This is a genomic window from Roseibaca sp. Y0-43 (assembly GCF_020667835.1).
Taxonomy (GTDB): Bacteria; Pseudomonadota; Alphaproteobacteria; order Rhodobacterales; family Rhodobacteraceae; genus Roseinatronobacter.
In genome coordinates this window covers 70966-96153 of record NZ_JAFMPR010000006.1, presented here as the reverse complement: position 1 = coordinate 96153, position 25188 = coordinate 70966, and the positions used below count along the sequence as shown (strand labels likewise).

General features: G+C 64.5%; 27 protein-coding genes and 2 tRNA genes. 22 read left to right on the top strand and 7 right to left on the bottom strand.

Going from position 1 to position 25188, the window contains the following annotated elements:
- The first annotated feature begins 73 nt into the window (after positions 1 to 73).
- Positions 74 to 709, top strand: coding sequence for a J domain-containing protein (locus J1C52_RS09350; protein WP_227427670.1), 636 nt, complete (start codon positions 74 to 76; stop codon positions 707 to 709).
- Here J1C52_RS09350 and J1C52_RS09345 read toward each other — a convergent pair.
- Complete coding sequence (locus J1C52_RS09345; protein WP_227427669.1) at positions 681 to 908, bottom strand: hypothetical protein; 228 nt, start codon at positions 906 to 908, stop codon at positions 681 to 683. The genes J1C52_RS09350 and J1C52_RS09345 overlap by 29 nt on opposite strands.
- 154 nt (positions 909 to 1062) lie before the next feature.
- Between J1C52_RS09345 and J1C52_RS09340 the strand changes: the two genes are divergently transcribed.
- Positions 1063 to 1137, top strand: a tRNA-Gly gene (locus tag J1C52_RS09340).
- 147 nt (positions 1138 to 1284) lie between these two features.
- On the opposite strand, the gene J1C52_RS09335 is transcribed toward J1C52_RS09340, so the two are convergent.
- Positions 1285 to 3453 carry a DEAD/DEAH box helicase gene (locus J1C52_RS09335; protein WP_227427668.1) on the bottom strand — a complete coding sequence of 723 codons (2169 nt, stop codon included), beginning with the start codon at positions 3451 to 3453 and terminating at the stop codon, positions 1285 to 1287.
- 240 nt (positions 3454 to 3693) lie between these two features.
- Here J1C52_RS09335 and J1C52_RS09330 point away from each other — a divergent pair, with 240 nt between their 5' ends.
- Positions 3694 to 4698: an NADPH:quinone reductase gene (locus tag J1C52_RS09330; RefSeq protein ID WP_227427667.1), complete on the top strand. Its 1005-nt coding sequence runs from the start codon at positions 3694 to 3696 to the stop codon at positions 4696 to 4698.
- 4 nt (positions 4699 to 4702) lie between these two features.
- On the opposite strand, the gene J1C52_RS09325 is transcribed toward J1C52_RS09330, so the two are convergent.
- Positions 4703 to 4787: transfer RNA gene (locus tag J1C52_RS09325), tRNA-Leu, on the bottom strand.
- A 113-nt stretch (positions 4788 to 4900) separates the two neighbouring features.
- Between J1C52_RS09325 and J1C52_RS09320 the strand changes: the two genes are divergently transcribed.
- Positions 4901 to 5269, top strand: coding sequence for a VOC family protein (locus J1C52_RS09320; protein ID WP_227427666.1), 369 nt, complete (start codon positions 4901 to 4903; stop codon positions 5267 to 5269).
- 13 nt (positions 5270 to 5282) lie between these two features.
- On the opposite strand, the gene J1C52_RS09315 is transcribed toward J1C52_RS09320, so the two are convergent.
- A complete protein-coding gene (locus J1C52_RS09315) occupies positions 5283 to 6686 on the bottom strand; it encodes a divergent polysaccharide deacetylase family protein (RefSeq protein ID WP_227427665.1) in 1404 nt (467 codons plus the stop codon).
- A 150-nt stretch (positions 6687 to 6836) separates the two neighbouring features.
- Between J1C52_RS09315 and J1C52_RS09310 the strand changes: the two genes are divergently transcribed.
- The 6 genes from J1C52_RS09310 to lexA are packed head-to-tail and all read left to right on the top strand — an operon-like array spanning position 6837 to position 11658.
- A complete protein-coding gene (locus tag J1C52_RS09310) occupies positions 6837 to 7418 on the top strand; it encodes an anthranilate synthase component II (protein WP_227427664.1) in 582 nt (193 codons plus the stop codon).
- The gene (gene trpD, locus J1C52_RS09305) at positions 7418 to 8437 is read left to right on the top strand and encodes an anthranilate phosphoribosyltransferase (RefSeq protein WP_227427663.1); all 1020 of its coding nucleotides are present in this window, start codon (positions 7418 to 7420) and stop codon (positions 8435 to 8437) included. The genes J1C52_RS09310 and trpD overlap by 1 nt, the downstream gene beginning before the upstream one ends.
- Before the next feature lie 12 nt (positions 8438 to 8449).
- Complete coding sequence (gene trpC, locus J1C52_RS09300; protein WP_227427662.1) at positions 8450 to 9256, top strand: indole-3-glycerol phosphate synthase TrpC; 807 nt, start codon at positions 8450 to 8452, stop codon at positions 9254 to 9256.
- A 1-nt stretch (position 9257) separates the two neighbouring features.
- Positions 9258 to 9737, top strand: coding sequence for a cyclic pyranopterin monophosphate synthase MoaC (moaC, locus tag J1C52_RS09295; RefSeq protein WP_227427661.1), 480 nt, complete (start codon positions 9258 to 9260; stop codon positions 9735 to 9737).
- Positions 9734 to 10912 (top strand): gephyrin-like molybdotransferase Glp, encoded by a 1179-nt coding sequence (glp, locus tag J1C52_RS09290; RefSeq protein WP_227427660.1) that lies wholly within the window; start codon positions 9734 to 9736, stop codon positions 10910 to 10912. The genes moaC and glp overlap by 4 nt, the downstream gene beginning before the upstream one ends.
- A gap of 53 nt (positions 10913 to 10965) precedes the next feature.
- The gene (gene lexA / locus J1C52_RS09285; protein WP_227427659.1) at positions 10966 to 11658 is read left to right on the top strand and encodes a transcriptional repressor LexA; all 693 of its coding nucleotides are present in this window, start codon (positions 10966 to 10968) and stop codon (positions 11656 to 11658) included.
- A 180-nt stretch (positions 11659 to 11838) separates the two neighbouring features.
- Here the strand turns inward: lexA and J1C52_RS09280 are convergent, their stop codons facing one another.
- Together J1C52_RS09280 and J1C52_RS09275 are read right to left on the bottom strand one after the other, a co-directional pair.
- The gene (locus J1C52_RS09280) at positions 11839 to 13446 is read right to left on the bottom strand and encodes a peptide chain release factor 3 (RefSeq protein WP_227427658.1); all 1608 of its coding nucleotides are present in this window, start codon (positions 13444 to 13446) and stop codon (positions 11839 to 11841) included.
- Positions 13447 to 13482: 36 nt separating this feature from the next.
- Positions 13483 to 13800: a TraR/DksA family transcriptional regulator gene (locus J1C52_RS09275; protein WP_227427657.1), complete on the bottom strand. Its 318-nt coding sequence runs from the start codon at positions 13798 to 13800 to the stop codon at positions 13483 to 13485.
- A gap of 108 nt (positions 13801 to 13908) precedes the next feature.
- On the opposite strand from J1C52_RS09275, the gene hisF reads away from it, so the two are divergent.
- The 3 genes from hisF to J1C52_RS09260 all read left to right on the top strand — a co-directional run bounded on the left by hisF (position 13909) and on the right by J1C52_RS09260 (position 15956).
- Positions 13909 to 14670 (top strand): imidazole glycerol phosphate synthase subunit HisF, encoded by a 762-nt coding sequence (gene hisF, locus J1C52_RS09270; RefSeq protein WP_227427826.1) that lies wholly within the window; start codon positions 13909 to 13911, stop codon positions 14668 to 14670.
- Positions 14667 to 14981, top strand: a complete 315-nt coding sequence (locus tag J1C52_RS09265; protein ID WP_227427656.1) for a phosphoribosyl-ATP diphosphatase — start codon at positions 14667 to 14669, stop codon at positions 14979 to 14981. The genes hisF and J1C52_RS09265 overlap by 4 nt, the downstream gene beginning before the upstream one ends.
- 66 nt (positions 14982 to 15047) lie before the next feature.
- Positions 15048 to 15956: a DMT family transporter gene (locus J1C52_RS09260; RefSeq protein WP_227427655.1), complete on the top strand. Its 909-nt coding sequence runs from the start codon at positions 15048 to 15050 to the stop codon at positions 15954 to 15956.
- Here the strand turns inward: J1C52_RS09260 and tldD are convergent.
- The gene (gene tldD / locus J1C52_RS09255) at positions 15953 to 17374 is read right to left on the bottom strand and encodes a metalloprotease TldD (protein WP_227427654.1); all 1422 of its coding nucleotides are present in this window, start codon (positions 17372 to 17374) and stop codon (positions 15953 to 15955) included. The two genes, J1C52_RS09260 and tldD, sit on opposite strands and share 4 nt — an antisense overlap.
- Before the next feature lie 234 nt (positions 17375 to 17608).
- On the opposite strand from tldD, the gene coxB reads away from it, so the two are divergent.
- From coxB to J1C52_RS09210, 9 genes are all read left to right on the top strand, one after another.
- Positions 17609 to 18490, top strand: a complete 882-nt coding sequence (gene coxB, locus J1C52_RS09250; RefSeq protein WP_227427653.1) for a cytochrome c oxidase subunit II — start codon at positions 17609 to 17611, stop codon at positions 18488 to 18490.
- A gap of 33 nt (positions 18491 to 18523) precedes the next feature.
- On the top strand, positions 18524 to 19498 hold the full coding sequence (gene cyoE, locus J1C52_RS09245; RefSeq protein ID WP_227427652.1) for a heme o synthase: 975 nt from the start codon (positions 18524 to 18526) through the stop codon (positions 19496 to 19498).
- The gene (locus tag J1C52_RS09240) at positions 19498 to 19698 is read left to right on the top strand and encodes a hypothetical protein (RefSeq protein WP_227427651.1); all 201 of its coding nucleotides are present in this window, start codon (positions 19498 to 19500) and stop codon (positions 19696 to 19698) included. The genes cyoE and J1C52_RS09240 overlap by 1 nt, the downstream gene beginning before the upstream one ends.
- A gap of 5 nt (positions 19699 to 19703) precedes the next feature.
- Positions 19704 to 20276 carry a cytochrome c oxidase assembly protein gene (locus tag J1C52_RS09235; protein WP_227427650.1) on the top strand — a complete coding sequence of 191 codons (573 nt, stop codon included), beginning with the start codon at positions 19704 to 19706 and terminating at the stop codon, positions 20274 to 20276.
- A gap of 45 nt (positions 20277 to 20321) precedes the next feature.
- Entirely contained in the window at positions 20322 to 21125 is an 804-nt protein-coding gene (locus tag J1C52_RS09230; protein WP_227427649.1) for a cytochrome c oxidase subunit 3, read from the top strand.
- A 76-nt stretch (positions 21126 to 21201) separates the two neighbouring features.
- On the top strand, positions 21202 to 21885 hold the full coding sequence (locus J1C52_RS09225) for an SURF1 family protein (protein WP_227427648.1): 684 nt from the start codon (positions 21202 to 21204) through the stop codon (positions 21883 to 21885).
- Between the two features lie 14 nt (positions 21886 to 21899).
- Positions 21900 to 23288 (top strand): threonine synthase, encoded by a 1389-nt coding sequence (thrC, locus tag J1C52_RS09220; RefSeq protein WP_227427647.1) that lies wholly within the window; start codon positions 21900 to 21902, stop codon positions 23286 to 23288.
- Positions 23285 to 24547, top strand: a complete 1263-nt coding sequence (locus tag J1C52_RS09215) for a M16 family metallopeptidase (RefSeq protein WP_227427646.1) — start codon at positions 23285 to 23287, stop codon at positions 24545 to 24547. The genes thrC and J1C52_RS09215 overlap by 4 nt, the downstream gene beginning before the upstream one ends.
- Entirely contained in the window at positions 24547 to 25131 is a 585-nt protein-coding gene (locus tag J1C52_RS09210; protein ID WP_227427645.1) for a GNAT family N-acetyltransferase, read from the top strand. Before J1C52_RS09215 ends, J1C52_RS09210 begins: the two co-directional genes overlap by 1 nt.
- Positions 25132 to 25188: the final 57 nt, after the last annotated feature.

The following is a 25188-nucleotide window of genomic DNA, read 5'->3' as shown; positions in this document are numbered from 1 at the left end:
AAGCCCCGAACGGGTGCTATCTTGAGCAGCCAGAAAACACCGACGCCAAAGCGCAGAGACAGCCGAGCAAGACATGGACCGCAAAGCCCCTTTCGATTTCGACATCAGCGCAGCCAGCGACAAGAAGAAGCGTGCCCGCGGGCGGCGCGGCATGTCGGGCGCGTGGGAAACCTCTGTCCGGCAATGCGAGCAGCCTGGTTGCAAGGAAGACGGCAAATACCGCTGTCCGAAATCGCCGGACCTGCTGAACGAGTATTTCTGGTTCTGCAAGGATCACGCCCGAGAATACAACCTGAAATGGAACTACTTCGAAGGCCAGACAGAGGCCGAGATGATGGACGCGATGGAGCGTGACCGCATCTGGGGCAAGGCAACCCAGCCCTTTGGGTCAAAAGACGAGCGGCTGGCGTGGCAACGCCTTGGCATCGAAGACCCGCACCAGGTGCTGGGCGACAATGCCACGCGCAACCCTGGCAAGGGCAGCCCAAGCGGCGGCACCCGCAAACTGCCCGCGCCCGAACGCAAGGCGCTGGAAATTCTGGACGCGCGCGACACCTGGACCCGCGCAGAGATTCGCAAGCAATACAAAAGCCTTGTCAAAGACCTGCACCCGGACCGCAACTCGGGCGCGCGCAATGACGAGGACCGCTTGCAAGAGGTTGTCTGGGCCTGGGACCAGATCAAGGACAGCCGTCATTTCCGCGACTGACCACGCCACCCGCCCGCACTAAGCCAGCAATCAGGGCGTGATCGACCGAAGGTCGTGACGGGTCGCGCGCCAAGGCATGGCGGTCCAGCGTGGACAAGATGTGTTCCGTGCGGTGTATCGCCCCCAGATCGCGCAGCAATGTCGCGCGGTCGCGGTCATTGGCCAGAATAATCCGGCGAATCGTGTCGAAATCGGTCATCTTTGGCCCCTTTCCGTCCGGCGAATTTCAGGCTGGCTTGGAAAGGTTTGCATCGGATGAACGGCGCGTGAAAAAATGTCATGAAAACTGCAAAGAGGGTGGTTTTTGCCCTTGCAGCCCCCGGCGCGATTGTCTAAATCGCACCACATAGAGAGCGGGCGTAGCTCAGGGGTAGAGCATAACCTTGCCAAGGTTAGGGTCGGGCGTTCGAATCGCCTCGCCCGCTCCAATTTTCCGAAAGATCGTGATCCAGCTATCCCCTCTGGGGTCACGAATATCGTGTCGGTATTTCCAAGAACCATCGTGTTGCGCGCCGTTTGGTCTGCGCTGGATTTGAAAAATGCCGCCCGTTCGGGGCGGCATTTTCATGTTTCGCTCAGGATTTCGGCTTGCTGCGCGGTTTGCGCGGTGCTGCGTTGCCACCTTTGCCGGGCGCGACGAACCGTTTCGAAGTGTCGCGCGGGTCGGCGGCGGGCTTGGGTTTGCCCGCTGGCTTGCCCATCGGTTTGCCGCCGGGTTTGCCAGTGGGGCGGTCCCCGATCTTGGCCCCCGGCTTGCCACCGGGTTTGCCAAAACCACCGTCCGGCTTGGGCTTGAACCCTTTCGATTTCGGCCCGTCCTCGCGCGTGGGGCGCGGGGCGCTGCGGTCGTAATTCGCAGGACCATCGGCGCGCTTCGGGCGATCCGATTGGGGCCGCTCGGCTTGGGGTCGGTCGTCGCGAGCAGGGCGCTTTTCATAGGGCTTGGGCGCGTCGCTGCGTGGCTTGGGCTTGTCGGCAAAGCTGCGCTCGGATTTCGGCTTGTCCCATTTCGGCTTTGGGCCGCTGGGCTTGTCAGAGGGCGCGGCACGGGGCCGTTCTGGCCGGTCCTCGCGCGGCGGCCGCGAGTCACGGTCCTTACGCTCTGGCCGGGCAGGTCGCTCGGCGCGGTCGCCGCGATCCGGCCGTGGCCCGCGCGAGGCGGGCGCCAGGTCGGGCGCGCTGTCCATCAGCCGCGCGCTGACACCGTCTTCCAGCGTGCCGCCATCGCCCAGACCGGCGATGAAACTGTCCACGCTGGCCGCCGCGATCTCGACATAGGTTTCGCTGTCCTGCACCCGAATCGCGCCGATGGCGGCCTTGTCCAGGCCGCCGGTGCGGCACAGCAGCGGCAACAGCCAGCGCGCCTCGGCGCGCTCGGCGCGGCCCACGGACAGGGCCACCCAACGGCTGGGGCCAAAGGGCGCTTTCTCGCGCCGGGTGGGTTTGGTGTCGGGCGGAAGCAGGTCTTCGGGGGCCGCGTGGCGCGACTGATACAGCCGCAGATAGGCCGCCGCGATCTGCGCGGGCGCGTGGCGGGCAAGCAGCTTCTCGGCGAAGGCCGCTTCGGTTTCGGTTGCTTCGTCAGACCAGACCGGGTCGGACAAAAGCCGCTCTTCGTCGCGGGCCAGAATATCCTCGACCGAAGGGGCTTCGACCCAGTCGGCGGTGATCTTGGCCCATTTCAGCAGGCGTTCGGCCCGCGCGCGCGCTTTCGGCGGCACGATAAGCGCAGAGATCCCTTTGCGCCCGGCGCGCCCCGTGCGGCCAGAGCGGTGCAGCAGCGTTTCGGTGTTGGTGGGCAATTCGGCATGAATGACAAGGTTCAACTTGGGCAGATCAATACCGCGCGCGGCCACATCTGTTGCCACGCAAACCCGCGCGCGCCCGTCGCGCATGGCTTGCAGCGCATGGGTGCGTTCGGTCTGGCTCAGCTCGCCCGACAGGCTGACAACCTGTAGCCCGCGATTGGCCAGCCGCGCGGTCAGATGGGCGACCATGGCGCGGGTATTGGCGAAGACCAGCGCGCTTTCATCATGGTGAAAGCGCAGCAGGTTGAAGATGGCATTGTCCACATCCGATTGCGCCACGCGGACCGCCTGATAGGCGATGTCCGCGTGTTGCTTGGCCCCGCCCAGCGTGCTGATGCGTTCGGCATCGCGCTGGTATTGCTGCGCAAGCGTTGCGATCATGGGCGGCACGGTGGCGGAAAACAGCAGCGTGCGGCGGTCATCCGGCGCTTCGGCCAGCATGAATTCCAGATCTTCGCGGAACCCCATGTCGAGCATCTCGTCCGCTTCGTCCAGCACCACGGCGCGAATGTCGCTCAGGTCCAGACCGCCGCGCTCGATATGGTCGCGCAGGCGGCCCGGTGTGCCGACCACGATATGCGCGCCCCGCTCCAGCGCGCGGCGTTCGGTGCGCATGTCCATGCCGCCCACGCAGGATGTGACCACGGCCCCGGTGCGGGCATAAAGCCAAGTCAGCTCGCGCATGACCTGGCTGGCCAGTTCGCGCGTGGGGGCGACGATCAGTGCCAAGGGCGCGCTGGCCGGGCCGAATTGGCCCGCATCGCCCAACAGCGTGGGCGCGATGGCCAGCCCGAAGCCCACGGTTTTGCCCGACCCGGTCTGGGCCGAAACCAGCAAATCGCGATCCGCCAGTTCCGGTGCATTGACCGCCTGTTGGACGGGGGTCAACGTGTCGTAGCCACGCTCGGCAAGCGCTTCGGAAATCGCGGGTATCATGGTCGGGGGTATTCCTTGGGGAGAGATCGCGCAGCGAATCGGCGCAAGTGCGGCGGCTGTCGCGGTAGGTTAAACGCTGCGCATAGTCAGGAACGCGGCTTCGGTCAAGGGAACATGGGGGTATTGGGCGGCATTTCGGGCCTTCGGGCGCGTCTGCTCTGGTTTGGCTGCGGGGTCGGATTAGCTTTTATTCAATGTGAAAACCGGCGCGCTCGAAGAACGAACAGGAAGGCACCAGACATGAAAGCGATCGTGAACACCGCACGCGGGGCAGCGGCACAGACCCTTGCACTGGCAGAGATCGCCCGGCCAGACCCTACTGAGGGCGAGGTGCGTGTGCGGGTCGTGGCCTCTGGCCTGAACCCGTCGGATGTGAAGGTGCGCGCGGGTGCGCAAGGGCCGATGGTGGCCGATCGTGTCATTATCCATAACGACGGTGCCGGCGTGATCGACGCCGTGGGCAAAGGCGTGGACCCTGCCCGCATCGGCGCGCGCGTCTGGTTATACGAGGTGAACCGCGCAGGCGGCGGGCTGAGCCAAGGCACGGTTGGCACGGCGGCGGAATATGTTTGTGTGCCCGATGGCCTTGCGGTGCCCTTGCCCGAGAACACCGGCTTTGACGAAGGGGCTTGCCTTGGCGTGCCGGCCATGACTGCGCATCGGGCCGTGACCTGCGGCGGTGATGTGGCGGGCAAGACGGTGCTGGTCACGGGCGGCGCGGGGGCCGTGGGGCATTCCGCGATCCAGATTGCCAAGGCCATGTGTGCGCGCGTCATCGCCACCGTCAGCAGCGACGTAAAGGCGCAGATCGCCATGCAGGCCGGGGCCGATGCCACCGTGAACTACCGTGACGAAGACCTTGTCGCGCGTCTGCAAACCCTTGCACCAGAAGGGGTTGACCATGTGGCCGATGTCGATTTCGCGGCCCATGTGGCGCTTTACCCTGCGTTTTTGAAGGTGGGCGCGACCGTCGGGGCCTATGCGACTGCCACGAACCTCGCGCCGGAAGTGCCCTTCTACCCGCTGGCCTTTCGCAACATCGCGGTGCAACCCTTCGTCGTCTATTCCATGAGCGCAAGCGCCAAGGCCGCCGCGATTGCCGATATTGGCCGGATGCTGGCGGCAGGCCAATTGACACCGCGCATCGGCGCGCGCTTCGCCATGGCAGACACGGCCCAGGCGCATGAGGCTTTGGAAGCCGGCGGCGTTGTCGGCAATATCGTAATTCAGATCTCGGCAGAGTAACGCGTGGTGCGGGCGGCGGGACTTGAACCCGCACGAGCAAGGCTCGAGCGATTTTAAGTCGCTTGCGTCTACCATTCCGCCACGCCCGCACGCGCCCTTTCCTATGGGATGGCGGCACAAACGCAAGGCGTTTTTCGGCGCAACGGTGCGGTTATCGCTGTGGTAGGATTGTGGTCGCACCAAGTTGCAAGGGTAAAGGCCAATGACAGCTACCTTGGGTCGCGTGATCCTATATTCGCCGAAAATGGATGACATGGTGGCGTTTTACACCCGTCATTTCGGTTTTTCGGTCAAACCGGGGCAGGGCGATGACCGCTTGGTCGAACTTGTTGCGCCCGAGGGCGGCGCGGTGATCCTTCTGCACCCGGCCAGTCAGGGACAAAAACAAGGGCAGGTGCAGGCCAAGCTGGTGTTCGATGTGCCGGACGTGCCCGCTTTTTGCGACAGGGCGGCGCAGGACGGCTTGCGTTTTGGCCCCCTGCACCGGGCTGATGGCTATTGCTTCGCCAATGCGAAAGATCCGTCTGGCAATGCGATACAGGTGTCCAGCCGGGCCTTTGCCAAAGGTTGACCGTGCCTTTGCCCTAGCGCGTCAGCAAAATGGCAGAGACCGGCACGACCGCGACCTGATCGGCGCGCCCGTCGCTGCGCCACAGCTCCAGCGCTTCCATAGTGGCGTCATTGGCGGCGTCGCCAAAGACCAGAACCTCGCCAATCTGGCTGGCCTGAAACACCGCGCGGTCAAGGTAGCGGCGGATGGTGAAGGGGCTTTGGTCCTCGTCATCCAGCACGCGGAACACCTCGGCATGGGGCACGCCTTCGGCTTCGGCGGCGGTGCCGATGCGCGACAGGCCACCCGCGAAACTGACCAGCCCATGGCCGTCGCGCGCGATCAGCGGCAGGACACCGCTTGTCAGCGCTGCATTGCGGGCGAAACCGCCGCGCGGCAGGTCCAGCACGCCCACCGCTTGCGGCAGGCTGTCGAACCATGCGCTGAAGGTGACGTCCAGATCACTGGCACGCGCGCCGTCGGGCAGGCCATTGGCAAGGATCAGCACCTCTTTGCCGGCCTCGCGATAGATCTCGGCCCCTTGGCTGGCACTGGGGTCCATCGGGTTCAGCGCGATGGTGACGGGCAGGTCCAGCGCGGCGAGCGCCCGGCGCAAGGGCGTGGGTAGGCCCGGATCGTTCAGGATGATCGCCATCAGCGGCCCGCCGCTGAGCGTGCCGTCAAAGCTGCTGTTGCGTTCCAGCGCGGTCGCGGTGGGGGTGTCTGCCTCTGGCGCATCGGCCGGGTCCGGCTGGGTGGCGGGTGTTCCGGGCAGGCCTGCAACGCGGGTGCCGGGCAGGCTGGGCGTATCCTCTGGGCTTGGGGCCGGGCTATCGGCGGGGTCGGGCAGGGTGGTGCCGTTTTCCGGCGCGCTTGCCGCATCCTCTTGGCCCTGCGGCGCGTCCGGGCTGGCTGGTAGCGGCGCGTCGCGCGGGGGCACAGGCGCACCCGGCAGGCCACCAGGGGCCGGGCGCAGCATTGGCTCTGGCAGCGCGGGGGGCGCGGCGTCGGCCATCGCCGCCGGGGTATCCGGGCGTTCGGGATCGGCCAGCTGCGGCCGGCTGGGGGGCATGTCGGCCAGAGGGGCCTCTGCGGCAGGGTCGGGCTTGTCTTCTGCCGCCATCGCGGGGGCCGGGTTTGGCGCTTCGTCCGTCGGTTGCTCTGGCGCGGCCATGTCCATTGGTTGCTCGGCCGAGGGCTCTGCTGCTGTGGGCTCGTCGTCTGCCAAGGGGGCCGCATCCTCTGCGGCATCTTCAACCGCGTCGCTCGGGGCGGGTGGCTCTGCGCTCGGTTCGGCAGGCATCTGCGCGGGCGCTACCGCAGGGGTCGCGATCTGCTGACGCGGGCTTGGCGGTGCGATGATTGTGCTGGCCACGAAGCCCGCCACCACGATCGCGACACCCGCAAGACCCCCTGTCAGACCGTTCAGCCTTAGCATACCGCTCCTGCCATTCCTGCTCTTTGCCCATGTGTTTCCCATAATCGCCCAGTCCATGCAAATGGAATGGCGCTCTCTGCCTTGACCTTGGCGGGTCGGGATGGGCATGTATGGCCAAGAATTGCCCATTCGCCCGGGAAAGGCGCGCCCATGCTGCTGCTGATAGATAATTACGACAGCTTCACCTATAACCTCGTCCATTATTTCGGAGAGTTGGGGGCCGATGTCGTCGTCCACCGCAACGATGCGCTGGATGTGCAGGCGGCGATGGCATTGAACCCGTCGGCGATCGTTCTGTCCCCCGGCCCATGCGACCCGGATCAGGCAGGCATCTGTCTGCCGCTGACGCTGGCCGCGGCGGACGCGCGCATTCCGCTGCTGGGCGTCTGCCTTGGGCACCAGACCATCGGGCAGGCTTTTGGCGGCAAGGTGGTGCGCGCGCCGGAAATCGTGCATGGCAAACTGGGCGCAATGCATCATGCGGGCCAAGGCGTGTTCGCGGGCCTGCCCTCGCCGCTGATGGCCACGCGCTACCATTCGCTTGTGGTCGAGCGCGCGACGCTGCCCGACTGCCTGGAGGTCACAAGCTGGCTGGAGGACGGGCTTATCATGGGCCTGCGCCACCGCGAGTTGCCGATCGAGGGGGTGCAATTCCACCCCGAAAGCATCCGCTCGCAACACGGCCATGCAATGCTGCGCAATTTTCTGGACCGCGCGCAGGTGGCGGCATGATGAGCGATCTGAAACCGCTGATCGCTCAGGCCGCCGAGGGGCCGCTGACCCGCGAGCAGGCGGAAAGCGCGTTCAATATCCTGTTCGAAGGTCAGGCCACGCCCGCGCAGATGGGCGGCTTCCTGATGGCGCTGCGCACGCGGGGCGAGGTGGTGGATGAATACGCCGCCGCCGCCAGCGTGATGCGTGCGAAATGCGTGCCCGTGCGTGCGCCCGAAGGCGCGATGGACATTGTCGGCACCGGGGGCGACGGCAAGGGCACGCTGAACATTTCAACCGCGACGGCCTTTGTGGTGGCAGGCGCAGGTGTGCCCGTGGCCAAGCACGGCAATCGCAACCTGTCGTCCAAATCGGGTGCCGCCGATGCGCTGGGTGCCTTGGGCATAGAGGTTATGGTCGGCGCGCCCGTGGTCGAGCAGGCGCTGACAGAGGCCGGGATCGGCTTTATGATGGCCCCGATGCACCACCCCGCCATGCGCCATGTCGGCCCCGTGCGGATGGAGCTTGGGACGCGCACCATCTTCAACATTCTCGGGCCGCTGACCAACCCGGCGGGTGTGAAGCGGCAATTGACGGGCGCGTTTTCGCCCGCACTCTTGCGCCCGATGGCCGAAACCCTGCGCGCGCTTGGGTCTGACCGAGCGTGGCTGGTGCATGGCGGCGATGGCACGGACGAGCTGTCGATTGCGGCGGCATCCGACGTGGTGGCGCTGGAAGATGGCAGCCTGCGCGCCTTTACCCTGCATCCCGAAGAAGCGGGGCTTCCCGTGCACCCGTTCGACGACCTGATCGGCGGCACGCCCACGCAAAATGCCCAAGAACTGTCGGCGCTGCTGGAGGGTGAAGGGCGGCCCGCCTATCGCGACGCGGTCCTGCTGAACGCCGCCGCGGCCCTTCTGGTCGCGGGCAAAGTCGACAACCTGCCCGATGGCGTGGCACTGGCGCGGACCAGCATCGACAGCGGCGCGGCCATGGGCGCGGTGCAGGCACTGGCGCGCGTCAGCCCGGTCAAAAGCTAGAAGGAGCGGAACGTGGCCGACATTCTGGAAAAGATCAAAACCTACAAGCTGGAAGAAGTGGCCCATCGCCGCGCGGTGCGCCCGACCTCTCAGGTCGAAGCTGCCGCGAAAGCCGCAAGCGCCCCGCGCGGGTTCGCCGATGCGTTGCGCCGCGCGCAAGCCACGGGCTACGGGCTGATTGCCGAGATCAAGAAAGCCAGCCCCTCGAAGGGTCTGATCCGCCCCGATTTCGACCCGCCCGCTCTGGCACAAGCCTATGCGCAGGGCGGCGCGACCTGTCTGAGCGTGTTGACGGACACGCCCAGTTTTCAGGGCGCGGACAGCTACCTTGTCGCGGCGCGCGACGCCTGCGATTTGCCCGCGCTGCGCAAGGATTTCATGTATGACACCTATCAGGTCGCAGAGGCCCGCGCGCTTGGCGCGGACTGCATCCTGATTATCATGGCCTCTGTCAGCGACGGGCAGGCGGCGGAACTGGAGGACGCGGCCTTTCATTGGGGCATGGATGTGCTGCTGGAAGTGCATGACGCCGACGAGTTGGAGCGCGCGCTGCGCCTGAAATCGCCGCTTGTCGGCATCAACAATCGCAATCTGAAAACCTTCGACGTCACGCTCGACACCACGCGCGCGTTGGCACCTTTGGTGCCTGATGACCGTCTGCTGGTGTGTGAAAGCGGTCTCTTCACCCCGGCTGATCTGGCCGCGATGGCGCATATCGGCGCGCGCAGCTTCCTGATCGGCGAAAGCCTGATGCGGCAAGACGATGTGACCGCTGCCACCAAGGCGCTTTTGGCCAACCCCGTCATGGCAGAGGTGTAAGATGGCGCAGCTCACCCATTTCGACGCCGAGGGCCATGCCCATATGGTCGATGTGTCCGACAAGGACGTGACCGCGCGCGTGGCCGTGGCCACCAGCGCTGTGCAGATGTTGCCCGAAACGCTGGCGCTTGTAACCGAGCAGCGCGCCAAGAAGGGCGATGTGCTGGGCGTGGCGCGGCTGGCGGGCATCATGGGCGCGAAACGCTGCGCCGACCTGATCCCGCTGTGCCACCCCTTGCCCATCACCAAGGTCGCGGTGGATCTGGAGGTGGACGAAACCCTGCCGGGTATCCGCATCCGCGCAGAGGTGCGCACCACCGGCAAAACCGGCGTCGAGATGGAGGCGCTGACAGCCGCCTCTGTCGCGGCGCTGACAGTCTATGACATGTTGAAAGCCGCCGAGAAATCCATGCGCATCCTCGATACGCAGGTCGTGCTGAAAGATGGCGGCAAATCCGGGCGCTACGAGGCGGGCGCATGATCTCTGTCGAAGAGGCGCTGGCGCAGGTTTTCGCGCTCACCCACCCGCTGCCCACGGAAACCGTGGCGCTGGCGCGGGCGGCGGGCCGCGTGCTGCGCGCGCCGATCCGGGCCGAGCGGGACCAGCCGCCCTTCGCCTCTTCTGCCATGGACGGCTATGCGGTCGCGGGTGAGGTGCTGCCGGGCAATCGCTACACGGTCATCGGTGAAGCGGCGGCGGGCCATATGTTCACCGGCGCGGTCGGGCCGGGGCAGGCCGTGCGCATCTTTACCGGCGCGCCCGTGCCCGATGGGGCCACGCAGGTGGTCATACAGGAAGACGTCGCGCGTGATGGTGATGCGATTACCCTGCAAGACAACCTGACAGAAGGGCCGCATATCCGCGCGCGGGGTCAAGACTTTCGCGCAGGTGACCAGATCAGCGCGCCGCGGCGGTTGCGCGGGGTGGACCTGAGCCTGATTGCCGCGATGAACCATGCCGAGGTGACGGTCTCGCGCCGTCCCGACGTGGCGATCATCGCCACGGGGGATGAGTTGGTCATGCCGGGCGAGCAGCCGCGCGCGGATCAGATCATCGCCTCGAACGCCTTTGCGCTGAAAGCGATGGCAGAGGCCGAGGGCGCATCCGCCCGCATCCTGCCCATTGCGCGCGACACCGAGGCCAGCCTGCGCACGGTGTTCGATCTGGCGCAAGGCGCGGATGTGATCGTCACCATCGGCGGCGCGTCAGTAGGCGATCATGACCTTGTCGGGCCGGTGGCCGACAGCCTTGGCGCGAAAAGGGCCTTCTACAAGGTCGCGTTGCGCCCCGGCAAACCGCTGATGGCGGGGCGTCTGGGGCAGGCAATGCTCTTGGGCCTGCCGGGCAACCCGGTGTCGTCCATCGTCTGCGGGCATCTGTTCATGCGGCCCGCGCTGCGCGCTTTGCAGGGCTTGGGGCGTTACCCTCTGCCTACGGCCAGCGCGGCACTTGCCTGCGAGTTGCCTGCCAATGGGCCGCGCGCGCATTACATGCGCGCCACGCTTGAGCCCGGCGGCACGATCGACCCGGTCGCAAGCCAGGACAGCGCGCTTCTGTCGCTTCTGGCACAGGCCAACGCGCTGCTGGTGCGCCCCCCGCATGATCCGGCCCGGAAGGCGGGTGAACAAATGCGGTATATCGCGCTTGACCTATAGGGTGAACAGAGTTAGAACATAGTGTCAGGTGGGCCCATTTGAAAGGCGGCACAATGCTGACACGCAAGCAGATCGAACTTCTGAAGCTGATCCATGACCGGATGGAAAAGGAAGGCGTTGCGCCCTCTTTTGACGAAATGAAGGATGCGCTTGATCTGCGTTCGAAATCGGGCATTCACCGGCTGATTACGGCATTGGAAGAACGCGGCTTCATCCGCCGCCTGCCGCATCGCGCCCGGGCAATCGAGGTGCTGAAACTGCCGGACGCGCTGGGCAAATCGGGGTTCGAGGCGAAGGTCATCGACGGCGGTGCGCCCGCCCGCTCCGCCCCGCCGCCGCAGGCCATGGCGGTAGAGGCAGCGGCGCTGACGCTGCCGGTGATGGGCCGGATCGCGGCGGGCACCCCGATCGAGGCGATCAGCGAACCCATGCGCGACATTGCCGTGCCCGGTGCCATGCTGAGCGGTCGGTCAGAGCATTACGCCCTGGAAGTGCAGGGTGATTCGATGATCGACCTGGGCATTAACGATGGCGACATCGTCGTGATCCGCGAACAGACGACTGCCGATAATGGCGATATTGTCGTGGCACTTGTGGACGATCACGAGGCAACCTTGAAACGGTTTCGCAAGGTCGAGGGGATGATCGCGCTGGAAGCGGCGAACCCGGCATATGAAACCCGGCTGCTGCCCGCCGCGCGGGTGAAGGTGCAGGGGCGACTGGTCGGGCTTATTCGCAGTTACTGACAGTCAGGGGCGCTCGCGCCCCCTCTTGGGCTACGCCCAATTCACCCCCTGAGGATATTTTCGCAAGGATGAAATCAGGCGTGGTCTCTTTTGACAGGGATGCGTGTCCGAATTGGAAGGCATCTGGAAACGACTGGTTCGTTTGGTGCGCGCGGTGAGCGCGGGCGATAGCCGCGCCCGCTATACGAGCATTTCCTTCGTTGCCGTCAGTTTGACATCGGGATAGTCGCGCGCCACGCGGTCGATATCCCATTGCAAGCGCGTCATGAAAACGGGATCGCCGTCGCTATCGGTGGCCATGTGCTGCTTGTTTGCCGCCGCAAAAGCATCGACCGCCGCCTGCGCACCTTGGACCCAGCGGGCAGAGGTGAATTGCGTCGGTTCAAAGCGCACGGGCAGGCCATATTCCAGCTCGATCCGGCTGGCGAGAACCTCGAATTGCAACTGCCCGACCACGCCCACGATAAAGCCAGAGCCGAAAGCGGGTTTGAACACCTTGGCGGCCCCTTCCTCGGCGAATTGCATGAGTGCCTTGTCCAGATGCTTGGCCTTCAGCGGATCGCCCGCACGACAGGCCTGCAAGAGTTCCGGCGCGAAAGACGGGATGCCCGTGAAGCGCAGTGCCTCGCCTTCGGTCAGCGCGTCACCAATGCGCAGCTGGCCATGGTTGGGGATACCGATAATGTCGCCCGCCCAAGCCTCTTCAGTGACTTCGCGGTCGGCGGCAAGGAACAGCACGGGGTTCGCCACGGCCATCTGCTTTTTCGAGCGCACGTGCAGCAATTTCATGCCCCTCTCGAAATGGCCCGAGGCCAGCCGCACGAAAGCCACGCGGTCGCGGTGTTTCGGGTCCATATTGGCCTGAACCTTGAACACGAAGCCGGTGACTTTCGGTTCTTCCGGGGCCACTTCACGCGTTTCTGTGCGCAAGATTTGCGGCGCGGGCGCATAGGCGGCGATTCCGTCCATCAATTCCTTGACCCCGAAAGAATTGATCGCCGACCCGAACCAGATGGGCGACAGATGCCCCTCGAGCACCGATTTCGGATCGAGCGGCGGCAGCAATTCGCGCGCCATGGACACTTCTTCGCGCAGCTTGTCCAGCAGGGCGGGGGGCACGTGGCTTTCCATGCGCGGATCGTCCAGCCCGTTCAGCACCACGCTTTCGCCGCGTTTGTTGCGGTCGGCGCGGTCCATCAGTTCCAGCCGGTCATTGAGCATGTCGTAACAGCCGATGAAGTCCGACCCCATGCCGATGGGCCAGCTTGCCGGTGTCACGTCGATCGCAAGGTTCTGCTGGATCTCGTCGATGATGTCGAACGTGTCGCGGCTTTCGCGGTCCATCTTGTTGCAGAAGGTCAGGATCGGCAGGTCGCGCAGGCGGCAGACCTCGAACAGTTTGCGGGTCTGGCTTTCAACCCCTTTCGCGCCGTCGATCACCATGATGGCGGCATCCACGGCGGTCAGGGTGCGGTAGGTATCTTCGGAGAAATCCGAGTGGCCGGGCGTGTCGACCAGATTGTAGCGGTATTTCGCGAAATCGAAGGACATGGCAGAGGCAGAGACCGAGATGCCCCGGTCCTTTTCCATCTGCATAAAGTCCGAGCGCGTGCGCCGCGCCTCGCCCTTGGCGCGCACTTGGCCCGCCATCTGGATCGCGCCACCGAACAGCAGGAACTTTTCGGTCAGCGTGGTCTTGCCCGCATCAGGGTGCGAGATGATCGCAAAGGTGCGGCGCCGCGCGATTTCGGGCGGCAATTCGGGGCGATTTGTGTTCTGGTCCAGCATGGCACGCGCATAGCGCGGCCTGCGCGCCAAGACAAGCTAGCGCGCGCAGTCGCGGCAGAAGGGCGTGGCGGGCAACAGGTCCAGACGTTCGTCGCTGATGTCGGCCCCGCAGCGCACGCAGATGCCGTATTCGCCCGCGCCCATGCGCGACAATGCGCCGTCGATCATGCGCAATTCGGCTTGCGCGGACAGGCCAAGGGCTTCCATCGCCTCGTCCTGTTCATGTTCAGTGGCGTTTTCTTCCCAATCCGGGTCGCCATGCGAGTCCAGCTCGGCATCCAGCGTTTGCATTCGCGCGATCAATTCGGCGCGGCGCTGCTCCAGTTGGGCGGTTCGGTTGGTGAAATCGCGCATGTCATGTCCTCCAAAGGTCAGGGAATGTTGCCTGACGGGCCGGGTCATGTCCTTGATCCGCATCAAATGCCTCTTTCCCGTGGCGCGGGCGCGGGCTATGACGGGCCCATGTTGAAAACCCGTGTCATACCCTGTCTGGACGTGGCCGATGGCCGTGTCGTCAAAGGCGTGAATTTCGTGGACCTGCGCGATGCGGGCGACCCGGTGGAAGCCGCACGCGCCTATGATGCGGCAGGCGCGGACGAGCTGTGCTTTCTGGACATTCACGCCACGCATGAGAACCGGGGCACCATGTTCGATCTGGTCACGCGCACCGCAGAGCAGTGCTTTATGCCGCTGACCGTGGGCGGCGGTGTGCGCACGTCTGAGGATGTGCGGGCCTTGCTGCTGGCGGGCGCGGACAAGGTCAGCTTCAATTCCGCCGCCGTGGCCGACCCCGATGTGGTGGCGCGCGCGGCTGATCGTTTTGGCAGCCAGTGCATTGTCGTGGCGATTGACGCGAAAACCGTCAGCCCCGGCAAGTGGGAGATTTTCACCCATGGCGGGCGCAAGCCGACCGGCATTGACGCGGTGGAGTTCGCGCGGACGGTGGCCGCGAAAGGAGCAGGGGAAATCCTGCTGACCAGCATGGACCGCGACGGCACGCGGGCAGGGTTCAACCTGCCCCTGACCCGCGCGATTGTCGACGCAGTGGGCATTCCCGTGATCGCATCGGGCGGCGTGGGCAATCTGGACCATCTGGTCGAGGGTGTGACGATCGGCGGTGCGAGCGCCGTTCTGGCCGCGAGCATTTTCCATTTCGGCGAATTCACCATCGGGCAGGCCAAGGAACACATGGCCGCCGCCGGCATTCCGATGAGGCTGACATGAGCGCGCTTGACCGCTTGGCCGCAACCATCGCCGCGCGCAAGGGGGCGGACCCCGACAGTTCCTGGACCGCGAAGCTGCTCGCCAAGGGGCCAGATAAATGCGCCGAGAAATTCGGCGAGGAAGCCATCGAGGCGGTGATCGAAGCGGTCAAGGGCGACCGTGCGCGGCTGACCTCTGAAGCCGCTGATGTGCTCTATCATCTGTTGGTCATGTGCGCGGCGCGCGACGTATCGCTGGCCGAGATAGAGGCGGAGCTTGCGCGCCGCGAAGGCACGTCCGGGCTGGAGGAAAAGGCCGCGCGCAAGGGCTGAGGCTTGCCAAGCCCCGCGCGCAGGATTAAACCGCTCACATGTTAACTAAACGGGGCGGGCCGCGGCATGACCGACTGGCTTCTATCGCTGGTCGGCACGCCACAGGGCGCGCAACTGGCGACGATCCTTGCACTGGTCTCTGCCGTGTCGCACGCCACGTTCGGCGCGTTGCAAAAGGGCGCACATGATCCGTGGCTGACGCGTGGCGCGATTGACGGGGCAACCGTCGCGCTGTCCTTGCCCTTCGCAATTTTCTGGGCCGGGATGCCCCCGCCAGACATGTGGCTGGTGCTGGCCGGCGTGGTCGCTGTGCACTTCTTCTACAAGCTGACCATGGCGCTGGCTTATGAGCGTGCGGCCTACACGGTCGTCTACCCCGTTGTGCGCGGCTCTGGCCTGTTGGTGACGGTGCTGGCCGCGATGGTGGTGTTCGGCGAAAGCTACGGGCCGGTGCAATGGCTGGGCGTGGGGCTGCTTTCGGGGGGCATATTACTGCTAGCTTTGCGCAACCTGTCCGAGGAAACGATAGACCTGCGTGCGCTCAAGCTGGGCATTCTCTGGGCCTTGGCGGGCGGCGCGCTGGTCGCGGCCTACACGACCTATGACGCATGGGCGATCCGGTTGTCAGGCGACCCGTTGCGTTTTCTGGTGTGGTTTTTCCTGTTCAGTTCGATCGACTTCGCGCTGATCGGCTGGTGGCGCTACAGCCGGATGCCCAATCCACCCGCGCCATGGCCGCTGGTGTTGCGCGGGGCCGCTGGTGGGGTGATTGCCTATGTCAGCTTCGGCGGCGTCATGCTGGCCACGCTTGTGGGCCGTGTGGGCGAATCGGCGGTGTTGCGAGAGACATCGACCGTGTTCGCCGCGCTGATCGGCTGGTTCATCCTGAAAGAACGGGTCGGCCCCCGCAAGCTGGCGCTGATGGTGATGATTGCGGCAGGCGCGGTGCTGGTGCAACTGGGCGGGCGCGGTTAGGCCGCGCTGCCGCCCACGGTCAGCCCGCCGATCATCAGCGTCGGCTGACCCACGCCCACGGGCACCCATTGCCCGGCCTTGCCGCAGGTGCCGATACCGGGGTCCAGTTGCAGATCGTTGCCCACGGCGCGGATCTTTGTCAGCGCGGTCGCGCCGTCGCCAATCAGCGTGGCGCCCTTGATGGGCGCGCTGACCTGACCGTTCTGAACGCGATACGCCTCGGTGCAGGAGAAGACGAATTTGCCATTGGTGATGTCCACCTGACCGCCGCCGAAGCCCACGGCATAGATGCCGTCTTTCAGGCTGGCCAGAATATCGGCCGGGTCGCTGTCGCCCGCCTGCATATAGGTGTTGGTCATGCGCGGCATGGGGGCGTGTTCATAGCTTTCGCGCCGCCCGTTGCCGGTAGGGGCCACGCCCATCAGCCGCGCATTCTGGCGGTCCTGCATGTAACCGACCAGCTTGCCGTCTTCGATCAGCACGTTGCGGGCGCTGGGAGTGCCTTCGTCGTCGATGGTCAGCGACCCGCGTCGGTCGGGCAGGGTGCCGTCATCCAAAACCGTCACGCCGGGGGCTGCGATCTGCTGGCCCATAAGCCCGGCAAAGGCGGAACTGCCCTTGCGGTTGAAGTCACCTTCCAGACCGTGGCCGATAGCTTCGTGCAGCAAGATGCCGGGCCAGCCGGGGCCGAGCACCACATCCATAACGCCCGCCGGTGCGGGATCGGCGCGCAGGTTTACAAGCGCCACGCGCAGCGCTTCATTCGCGACGGGTTTCCAGTGCTCGGGCGCGATCAAAGCGGACAGTTCGGACCGCCCGCCGCCGCCCATGCCGCCCGATTCGCGCCGTCCATCCTGTTCCACGATGACAGAGATATTCAGACGCGCCATGGGCCGCGCATCGCGCAGGCGCAAACCTTCGGGGCGCAGGATTTCGATGTCTTGACGCGTCGCGGCCAAGGCGACCGAGACCTGCACCACGCGCGGATCGGCAGCGCGCAGGTAATCGTCAATCTCGCGCAACAGGTCGATCTTGGCGGCGAAAGCCACTTCCGACACCGGGTCGATGTCGCGGTAAAGCCGCTGGTTGGTGGCCTGCGGCGCATCGGCCAGCGTGCCGCCGCCCGCACCCACGGCCAGACGCGCGGTCTGGGCCGCGCGGCGCAGCGCCTCGATGGTCATGTGGGTGCTGTGCGCGTAGCCTGTCACCTCGCCACGCACGGCGCGCAGGCCGAACCCCTCGGCGGCGTTGTAGCTGGCCGATTTCACCCGCCCATCATCGAAGCTGAGCGATTCGGATACGCGGCGCTCCAGAAACAGCTCGCCATCATCGGCCCCGTCGGTCGCGGCGCGCAGCTCGCCAAGCGCTTGCGCTTCGTCCAGGAATGTCTCGAAAGGGCGGAAGTCTGTCTGGGTCATCAAGGCCTCTGGAAAGGTTGGTTCGGGCTATCGCAACAGCCCCATGGGATTTTACGGCAGTGTCTTTGACATAGATCAACAAAATCTAATGTGTTTCCGCAGTTTTGCTTGTTCTGAAATGTGTAATATGGTTTTAGAAAGGAAAACCACAACGGAATTCCATGGCATACAGGATGAATGTGTGACCATGCCGGACAGAACGCGGCGATAAGCCGCATAAAATGGGAACCGACCATGCGCTTTCTTTCCGCCATGACATCCGCGGCGTTTTCGGCCGCTTGCGCCCTGACCGCAACCGCTGCCTGGGCTGACGACCAACTGCCGGACCTGCCGGTTCGCGGCGCGCCGGCACCGGGCGGGATGGCATTGCAAACGCCTGCCTCTTCGATTGCTTCGGAAGTCGTCTTTCTGGACAACCTGCTTTTGTGGATCATCGTGCCGATCTCGATCTTCGTGACCGCGCTTCTGGCTTGGGTGATCCTGTTCCACAACCGCAAGGCGAACCCGGTCCCGGCGAAGTTCACCCATAACTCGCCGCTGGAAGTGGCCTGGACGGCCATTCCGGCGCTGATCCTGCTGGTCATCGCCTTTTTCACCTTCCCGGCGCTGCGCTACGAGCAGATCATGCCCGAGGCGGATGTGACGATCAAAACCACCGGCTACCAGTGGTATTGGGGCTATGAATATGTCGACCATGGCGTCGAATTCTCCAGCTTCATGCTGCAACGCGAAGAGCTGGAAGAATACGGCTACACCCAAGACCTGTATCTGTTGGCGACCGATACTGCTGTTGTCGTGCCTGTTGGCAAGGACGTGGTGGTGCAAGTGACCGCCGCTGACGTGATCCATTCTTGGGCCATGCCCGCCTTTGGTGTGAAGCAGGACGGTGTGCCCGGTCGTCTTGCCCAGCTTTGGTTCAATGTCGAGGAAGAGGGCATCTATTTCGGCCAGTGCTCGGAGCTGTGCGGCATCAACCACGCCTACATGCCCATCACGGTCAAGGCCGTCAGCGAAGAAGAATATGTCGCTTGGCTGGAACGCCAGGGCGCGCAATTCGCCGAAGGGTCGTGGGAAGCCGACGTGCGCGACCGCCTCCAGCTTGCCGCCGCGCAATAATCCATCGCCTCAAGCCCGACCGGACACCGCAACATGACCGATATTCGCGCAGATTTCACGCAGGCTCGCCAGCCAGAGGCAGAGTTCGGCGACTATGTCGCGCTGCTCAAGCCGCGCGTGATGACGCTGGTCGTGTTCACCGCGCTCAGTGGCCTTCTGGTCGCGCCGGGTGGGCTGCACTGGGTCGAAGGGCTGGCTGCCATCATCTTCATCGCCTTGGGGGGCGGGGCGTCCGGCGCGCTGAACATGTGGTGGGACGCCGATATCGACGCGGTGATGAAACGCACTGTCAAGCGCCCCATCCCGGCAGGCAAAGTGACCGAGGGCGAAGCGTTTGCCATCGGCATGACGCTGTCGGCGATCTCTGTCATCATGCTGTGGCTTGCCACGAATGCCTTGGCCGGGGCGCTTCTGGCCTTCACGATCTTCTTCTATGTCGTGATCTATTCCATGTGGCTGAAGCGCGCGACGCCGCAGAACATCGTGATCGGCGGTGCCGCGGGTGCGTTCCCGCCCATGATCGGATGGGCGGCGGTGACGGGCAATGTCAGCATGGAAGCGTGCCTGATGTTCCTGCTGATCTTCATGTGGACCCCGCCGCATTTCTGGGCGCTGGCCTTGTTCATGAAGTCGGATTACCACGAAGCGAAAGTGCCCATGCTGACGGTCACGCATGGCCGCCGTGCCACGCGCACCCACATTCTGGCCTACACCGTCGCGCTTTTGCCCGTGGCTGTGGCAACCGGGCTGACCAGCATCGGCGGGCCTGTCTATATGGCTGCCGCGCTGTGGATGAGCCTTGGGTTCCTGATGGGCGCGTGGGACATCTGGAAGCGCGACGAGGCGCAGGCAGAAGCCGACAATTACGCGACCGAAAAGCGCGTGTTCCGCTTCTCGCTGTACTACCTGTTCATCTTGTTCGGCGCATTGATCGCGGAAAAGGCGTTGCGCATCCTGCCCGCCTATGCCGACTTCGCCGACCGCTTCAACCTTTTGGGGGTGTTCTGATGGCCTTGGCCCGTGAACATGAAATGCACAAACGCCGCTCTGGCCGCAATATCGGGCTGGCGATGGTGCTTCTTGCCTTTATCGCGCTGGTGTTCGGGCTGACGATCGCCAAGGTCTCTGGCGGCGGCACGATAGAGGCGTTCGATCACAGCTATCGCCCCGCGCTCGACCCGGCAACCGCGATCCCGATGCAGGAGTAAGACCCGTGTTCGCACAGCTGACCGGAAAGCAGAAAACGCTGGTGCAGACCTTGGCTGTCGTGATCTTCATGGCAAGCCTTGGCTGGGCCTCGGTGCCGCTTTACGATCTGTTTTGTCGCGTGACCGGCTATGGCGGCACGACCAACACCGCGTCTGCGGCTGGCGATGTGATCTTGGACCAAACGATCCGCGTGCGCTTCGACGCGTCGGTCGAGCGGGATTTCCCGTGGAGCTTCAAGCCAGTTGAGCGCACGATGGAGTTGCGCATTGGCGAAACCGGGCTGGCCTTTTACGAGGCGCACAACCCGACCGACCAGCCCATCGCGGGGACCGCCAGCTATAACGTGACCCCGTATGAAGCCGGCAGCTTCTTTACCAAGATCGACTGCTTCTGCTTCGAGTTGCAGGTGCTGCAACCGGGCGAAACCGTGCTGATGCCCGTGACATATTTCGTTGACCCCGAGATCGTGGACGACCGCGATGCCAAATCGGTTCACACGATCACGCTGTCCTATACTTTCCACGCGACCGACATACCGGAGGATTACACACCCCCGGCAGAGGTTGTGACAAACTGAGCAAACTGACGAAAGATCAGACCAACCCCGAGGGAACTGCTGACAATGGCCCACGCGAAAAACCACGATTACCACGTTTTGCCCCCGTCGATCTGGCCCTTTGTGGGGGCGTTGTCGGGGTTCATCATGCTGTTCGGCGCAGTCATGTGGATGCATGACAACGGCCCGTGGCTGTTCCTGATGGGGCTGGCGGGTGTTCTGTATGTCATGTTCGAATGGTGGAAGGACGTGATCGTCGAAAGCCATGCGGGCGATCATACGCCGGTAGTGACCATCGGCCTGCGCTACGGCTTCATCCTGTTCATCATGTCCGAAGTCATGTTCTTCGCGGCCTGGTTCTGGAGCTTCTTCAAGCACGCCATGTACCCGATGTATGAATATGTCGGCACGGAATACATCCAGCCCGAGATTTACTCGGTCAACGCGTTCGAGCTGCCGCTCATCAACACGCTGGTTCTGCTGCTGTCGGGCTGCGCCGTGACTTGGGCGCACCATGAACTGGTGCATGGCGGAAGCCGCAAGAACGTGGAACTGGGCCTTCTGATCGGGGTTCTGTTGGGCATCGCCTTTACCGGCTTGCAGGCCTATGAATACGCCTACCTTGTGAACCACCGCGATTACAGCTTCGCGGGTGACGTGTTCTTCGCCAATTTCTTCATGGCGACGGGCTTCCACGGCTTCCATGTTATCATCGGCACCATCTTCCTGGCGATCTGCTGGCTGCGTGTGCGCGCCGGCCACTTCACCGCAGAGCGCCATGTGGGCTTCGAGGCCGCGGCCTGGTATTGGCACTTCGTTGATGTGGTCTGGTTGTTCCTGTTCTTCGCGGTGTATATCTGGGGCATGTAAGCCCGACCCATCGTCAGCTACGGACAAGCGCGGGCCTTCGGGCGCGCGCTTTTCCTTTGCCAGACAGGAGCATCTGTTGACCCGTCGCATGATTGTGCCCGCCTTGTTCGGCCTGATCGGGGCCGCGATCCTGCTGTCGCTGGGGCTGTGGCAATTGGACCGCGCGGGCCAGAAAGACGTGCTGATCGCGGATATGGAAGCGCGGCTTGTCGGCGCGCCGGGGCCGCTGCCGCCGGCACCTGTTCCCGACGCAGACAATTATCGCCCCGTTCAGGTGCAGGGCAGCTTCGCTCCCGAGCAGACCTTCGTTCTGTCCGCATTGAAAGGGCAGGGGCCGGGCTTTCGGGTGATCGGCGCGTTCCAGACAGAGGATGGCCGCCGCATCTTGGTGGATCGCGGCTTCCTGCCAGAGGCACAGCGCCCGGACCTGCCCGCGCCAGAGGTCGCGCCGCATATCCTGACCGGCAATCTGCAATGGCCCAATGATGCCGACAGCTTCACCCCCGAATATGACCCGACGCGCGATCTGTTCTTCGGTCGCGACGTGCCGCCCTTGGCCGCGCATCTGGGGGCAGAGCCGGTCATGCTGGTGCTGCGCGACAGCCAGCCCGCGCATCCGCTGATCCGCCCCATGCCGGTCGATGGCGTGTCGATCCCCGACAACCATATGGGCTATGCGATCCAGTGGTTTCTGATGGCGCTTGCTTGGGTGGGGATGACAGTCTTCTTTCTGTGGCGTATCAGGGCGCAACGCGACTGAGGATCAAGACCGACATGCAGTATATCTCGACCCGTGGTGCCGCTCCGGTGCTGGATTTTGAAGCGACCATGCTGACGGGTCTGGCCCGTGACGGTGGCCTGTATCTGCCCGACCATGTGCCGCCCATGAAGCAGTCGGAAATCGCAAGCCTTGCGGGCCTGAGCTATGAAGAGCAGGCTTTTGTCATCATGCGCCCCTTCATCGGCACCGCGTTCGAGGATGACGAATTCCGCGAGATCATCGCCCGCGCCTATGCAGGCTTTGGCCACCCCGCCCGCGCGCCGCTGAAGCAACTGGCCCCGAACCATTTCCTGCTGGAACTGTTCCACGGCCCGACGCTGGCGTTCAAGGATTTCGCGATGCAGCTGATCGGTCAGTTGTTCCAAGCCGCGCTGAAGCGGTCGGGGCAGCGTGTGACCATCGTGGGCGCCACATCGGGCGACACTGGGTCGGCTGCGATAGAAGCGTTTCGGGGCCTCGATAATGTCGATGTGTTCATCCTCTACCCGCATGGCCGGGTGTCCGATGTGCAGCGCCGCCAGATGACAACCCCCTCCGAGGCGAATGTCCACGCGCTGGCCGTCGATGGCGATTTCGACACCTGCCAGGCGTTGGTCAAGGACATGTTCAACGATTTCGCCTTCCGCGACGAGGTCGGGCTGGCGGGTGTCAACAGCATCAACTGGGCGCGGGTTCTGGCTCAGGTGGTTTACTATTTCTCTGCCGCCGTCAGCCTTGGCGCGCCGCACCGCCCGGTCAGCTTTACCGTGCCCACGGGCAATTTCGGCGACATCTTCGCGGGCTACATCGCCCGCGCCATGGGCCTGCCGATTGAAAAGCTGGTGATCGCCACGAACCAGAACGACATCCTGCATCGCGCGCTGGAAAGCGGCGGCTATGTGACCGATGGGGTCAAACCCTCGATCAGCCCGTCGATGGATATTCAGGTCAGTTCCAATTTCGAGCGCGCGCTGTTCGACGCTTACGGGCGTGATGGCACCGCCGTGGCGCAGCTGATGGACGAGCTGAAATCGGGCGGCGGGTTCCAGATCAGCCAAGGCGCGCTGGAATTCCTGCGCGAGACCTTCGCCTCTGGCCGCGCGTCGGAAGATGAAACCATGGCGACCATCACCCGCACCGCCAAGGCAACCGCCGAGTTGCTGTGCCCGCATTCCGCCGTGGGCGTGCATGTGGCAGAGGCGCATCTGTCGGCCACGCCCATGGTCACGCTGGCGACCGCGCATCCGGCCAAGTTCCCCGACGCGGTGGAACAAGCCACGGGCACGCGGCCCGCGCTGCCAGAGCGTATGGCCGACCTGTTCGACCGTCCCGAACGCGTCACGCGGCTGCCCAATGATCTGGCCGCTGTCGAGGCCCATATCCGCGAGAACCGCACTGCATGACCATCCAGACCACGACCCTGCCCAACGGGTTCCGTATTGTTTCCGAACACATGCCGACGCTGGAATCCGCCGCCGTTGGCCTGTGGGTGGAAGCCGGCGCGCGCCATGAACGCGCAGAGCAAAACGGCATAGCGCATTTCCTAGAACATATGGCCTTCAAGGGCACCGCGCGGCGCAGCGCCTTGCAGATTGCCGAGGAAATCGAGGATGTTGGCGGCTACATCAACGCCTATACCTCGCGCGAGATGACGGCGTTTTATGCCCGCGTGCTGCGTGCCGACGTGGCGCTGGCGCTGGACGTTTTGGCCGATATTGTCCTGAATCCGGCATTCGATGCGCGCGAGATAGAGGTCGAGCGCGGCGTCATCCTGCAAGAGATCGGGCAGGCGCTGGACACGCCCGACGACATCGTTTTCGACTGGCTGCAAGAGGTCGCCTATCCCGGCCAACCCATCGGGCGCCCCATTCTGGGGCCAAGCGCGGCGGTGCAGGGCTTTGGTGCCGATGATCTGCGCGGGTTCGTGGCCAGCCATTACGGGCCGGGGCAGATGATCCTGTCGGCGGCGGGTGCGGTCGATCATGACATGCTGGTGCGTCTGGCCGAACCCTTGTTCGGGCATCTGGCCCCGAAACCGGTCGCGGCGATGGACCCGGCCCGCTTTGCCGCGGGCGAGCGGCGGGAAACCCGCGCGCTGGAACAAGCGCATTTCACCTTCGCGCTGGAAGCCCCGGCCTATCGGCACGCCGATTTCTACACATCGCAGGTGTTTTCCGGCGCGCTGGGTGGGTCCATGTCGTCGCGTCTGTTCCAGCGGCTGCGCGAAGAGCGGGGGCTGTGCTACACGGTTTTTGCGCAATCGGGTGCCTATGCCGATACCGGCATGATCACGATCTATGCGGGCACCGGGGGCGATCAGGTCGCGGATCTGGCGCTGCTGACCATGGATGAGCTGAAACGCGCCGCCGAAGACATGACAGAGGCAGAGGTCGCCCGCGCGCGCGCGCAGATGAAGGCAGGGCTGCTGATGGGGCTGGAAAGCCCCTCGGCTCGGGCGGAACGGTTGGCGAAACTCTTGTCCATCTGGGGCCGTGTGCCTGACCTGTCGGAAGCGATTGCCAAGATCGACGCGGTCGATGTGGCAGGCGTGCGCGCTCATGCCGAAAGCCTTGTCATGGGCGGCAAAGGGGCGATGGCGCTATACGGACCGGTCGCAAACGCGCCCGATCTGAGCGTGCTGCAAGACCGATTGGCGGCCTGATGCTGGGACGGCGGGCGAAGCTGCAACTGGACAGCGACCGTCTGGTGCTGCGCTTGCCGCAACATGTCGATTACCGCCCATGGTCCGACCTGCGCCGGGTCTCTGCCGGGTTCCTGACCCCGTGGGAGCCGACATGGTCCGATGACCACCTGTCGCGTCGCGCCTTCCTGAACCGAGTGAACTGGGCCGCGCGCTGCCACCGGCTGGATACCGCGCTGCCCCTGTTCATCTTCCGGCGCGAGGACGGGCAACTGGTCGGCGCGATCACGCTGGACAATATCCGGCGTGGCCCCGCGCAGGCGGGCACGCTGGGCTATTGGGTGGGTGCGCCCTATGCCCGCCAAGGCTATATGCGCGAAGCGATCGGCGCGGTGGTGCACCATGCGTTCACGGCGATGGACCTGTCGCGGATCGAAGCGGCTTGCCTGCCGGAAAACGTGGCCTCGCGCGGGGTGCTGGAGCGCGCGGGCTTCAAATATGAGGGCGTGGCGCAAAGCTATTTGCAGATCAACGGGCGGTGGCGCACGCATGTGCTATACGCCAATTTGCGCCACGACCGGCGTGGCCGGACGGATGCCGGGTAACGCGCGCGGGCCGCGCCCACCCACCCACCCACGGGGACGCGCCGGTGGCGCGCCCCC

Coding starts and splice junctions, on each gene's coding strand:
- J1C52_RS09350 (WP_227427670.1), top strand. CDS start 74: ATGGACCGCAAAGCCCCTTTCGATTTCGACATCAGCGCAGCCAGCGAC.
- J1C52_RS09345 (WP_227427669.1), bottom strand. CDS start 908: ATGACCGATTTCGACACGATTCGCCGGATTATTCTGGCCAATGACCGC.
- J1C52_RS09335 (WP_227427668.1), bottom strand. CDS start 3,453: ATGATACCCGCGATTTCCGAAGCGCTTGCCGAGCGTGGCTACGACACG.
- J1C52_RS09330 (WP_227427667.1), top strand. CDS start 3,694: ATGAAAGCGATCGTGAACACCGCACGCGGGGCAGCGGCACAGACCCTT.
- J1C52_RS09320 (WP_227427666.1), top strand. CDS start 4,901: ATGACAGCTACCTTGGGTCGCGTGATCCTATATTCGCCGAAAATGGAT.
- J1C52_RS09315 (WP_227427665.1), bottom strand. CDS start 6,686: ATGCTAAGGCTGAACGGTCTGACAGGGGGTCTTGCGGGTGTCGCGATC.
- J1C52_RS09310 (WP_227427664.1), top strand. CDS start 6,837: ATGCTGCTGCTGATAGATAATTACGACAGCTTCACCTATAACCTCGTC.
- trpD (WP_227427663.1), top strand. CDS start 7,418: ATGAGCGATCTGAAACCGCTGATCGCTCAGGCCGCCGAGGGGCCGCTG.
- moaC (WP_227427661.1), top strand. CDS start 9,258: ATGGCGCAGCTCACCCATTTCGACGCCGAGGGCCATGCCCATATGGTC.
- glp (WP_227427660.1), top strand. CDS start 9,734: ATGATCTCTGTCGAAGAGGCGCTGGCGCAGGTTTTCGCGCTCACCCAC.
- lexA (WP_227427659.1), top strand. CDS start 10,966: ATGCTGACACGCAAGCAGATCGAACTTCTGAAGCTGATCCATGACCGG.
- J1C52_RS09280 (WP_227427658.1), bottom strand. CDS start 13,446: ATGCTGGACCAGAACACAAATCGCCCCGAATTGCCGCCCGAAATCGCG.
- J1C52_RS09275 (WP_227427657.1), bottom strand. CDS start 13,800: ATGCGCGATTTCACCAACCGAACCGCCCAACTGGAGCAGCGCCGCGCC.
- hisF (WP_227427826.1), top strand. CDS start 13,909: ATGTTGAAAACCCGTGTCATACCCTGTCTGGACGTGGCCGATGGCCGT.
- J1C52_RS09265 (WP_227427656.1), top strand. CDS start 14,667: ATGAGCGCGCTTGACCGCTTGGCCGCAACCATCGCCGCGCGCAAGGGG.
- J1C52_RS09260 (WP_227427655.1), top strand. CDS start 15,048: ATGACCGACTGGCTTCTATCGCTGGTCGGCACGCCACAGGGCGCGCAA.
- tldD (WP_227427654.1), bottom strand. CDS start 17,374: ATGACCCAGACAGACTTCCGCCCTTTCGAGACATTCCTGGACGAAGCG.
- coxB (WP_227427653.1), top strand. CDS start 17,609: ATGCGCTTTCTTTCCGCCATGACATCCGCGGCGTTTTCGGCCGCTTGC.
- cyoE (WP_227427652.1), top strand. CDS start 18,524: ATGACCGATATTCGCGCAGATTTCACGCAGGCTCGCCAGCCAGAGGCA.
- J1C52_RS09240 (WP_227427651.1), top strand. CDS start 19,498: ATGGCCTTGGCCCGTGAACATGAAATGCACAAACGCCGCTCTGGCCGC.
- J1C52_RS09230 (WP_227427649.1), top strand. CDS start 20,322: ATGGCCCACGCGAAAAACCACGATTACCACGTTTTGCCCCCGTCGATC.
- thrC (WP_227427647.1), top strand. CDS start 21,900: ATGCAGTATATCTCGACCCGTGGTGCCGCTCCGGTGCTGGATTTTGAA.
- J1C52_RS09215 (WP_227427646.1), top strand. CDS start 23,285: ATGACCATCCAGACCACGACCCTGCCCAACGGGTTCCGTATTGTTTCC.
- J1C52_RS09210 (WP_227427645.1), top strand. CDS start 24,547: ATGCTGGGACGGCGGGCGAAGCTGCAACTGGACAGCGACCGTCTGGTG.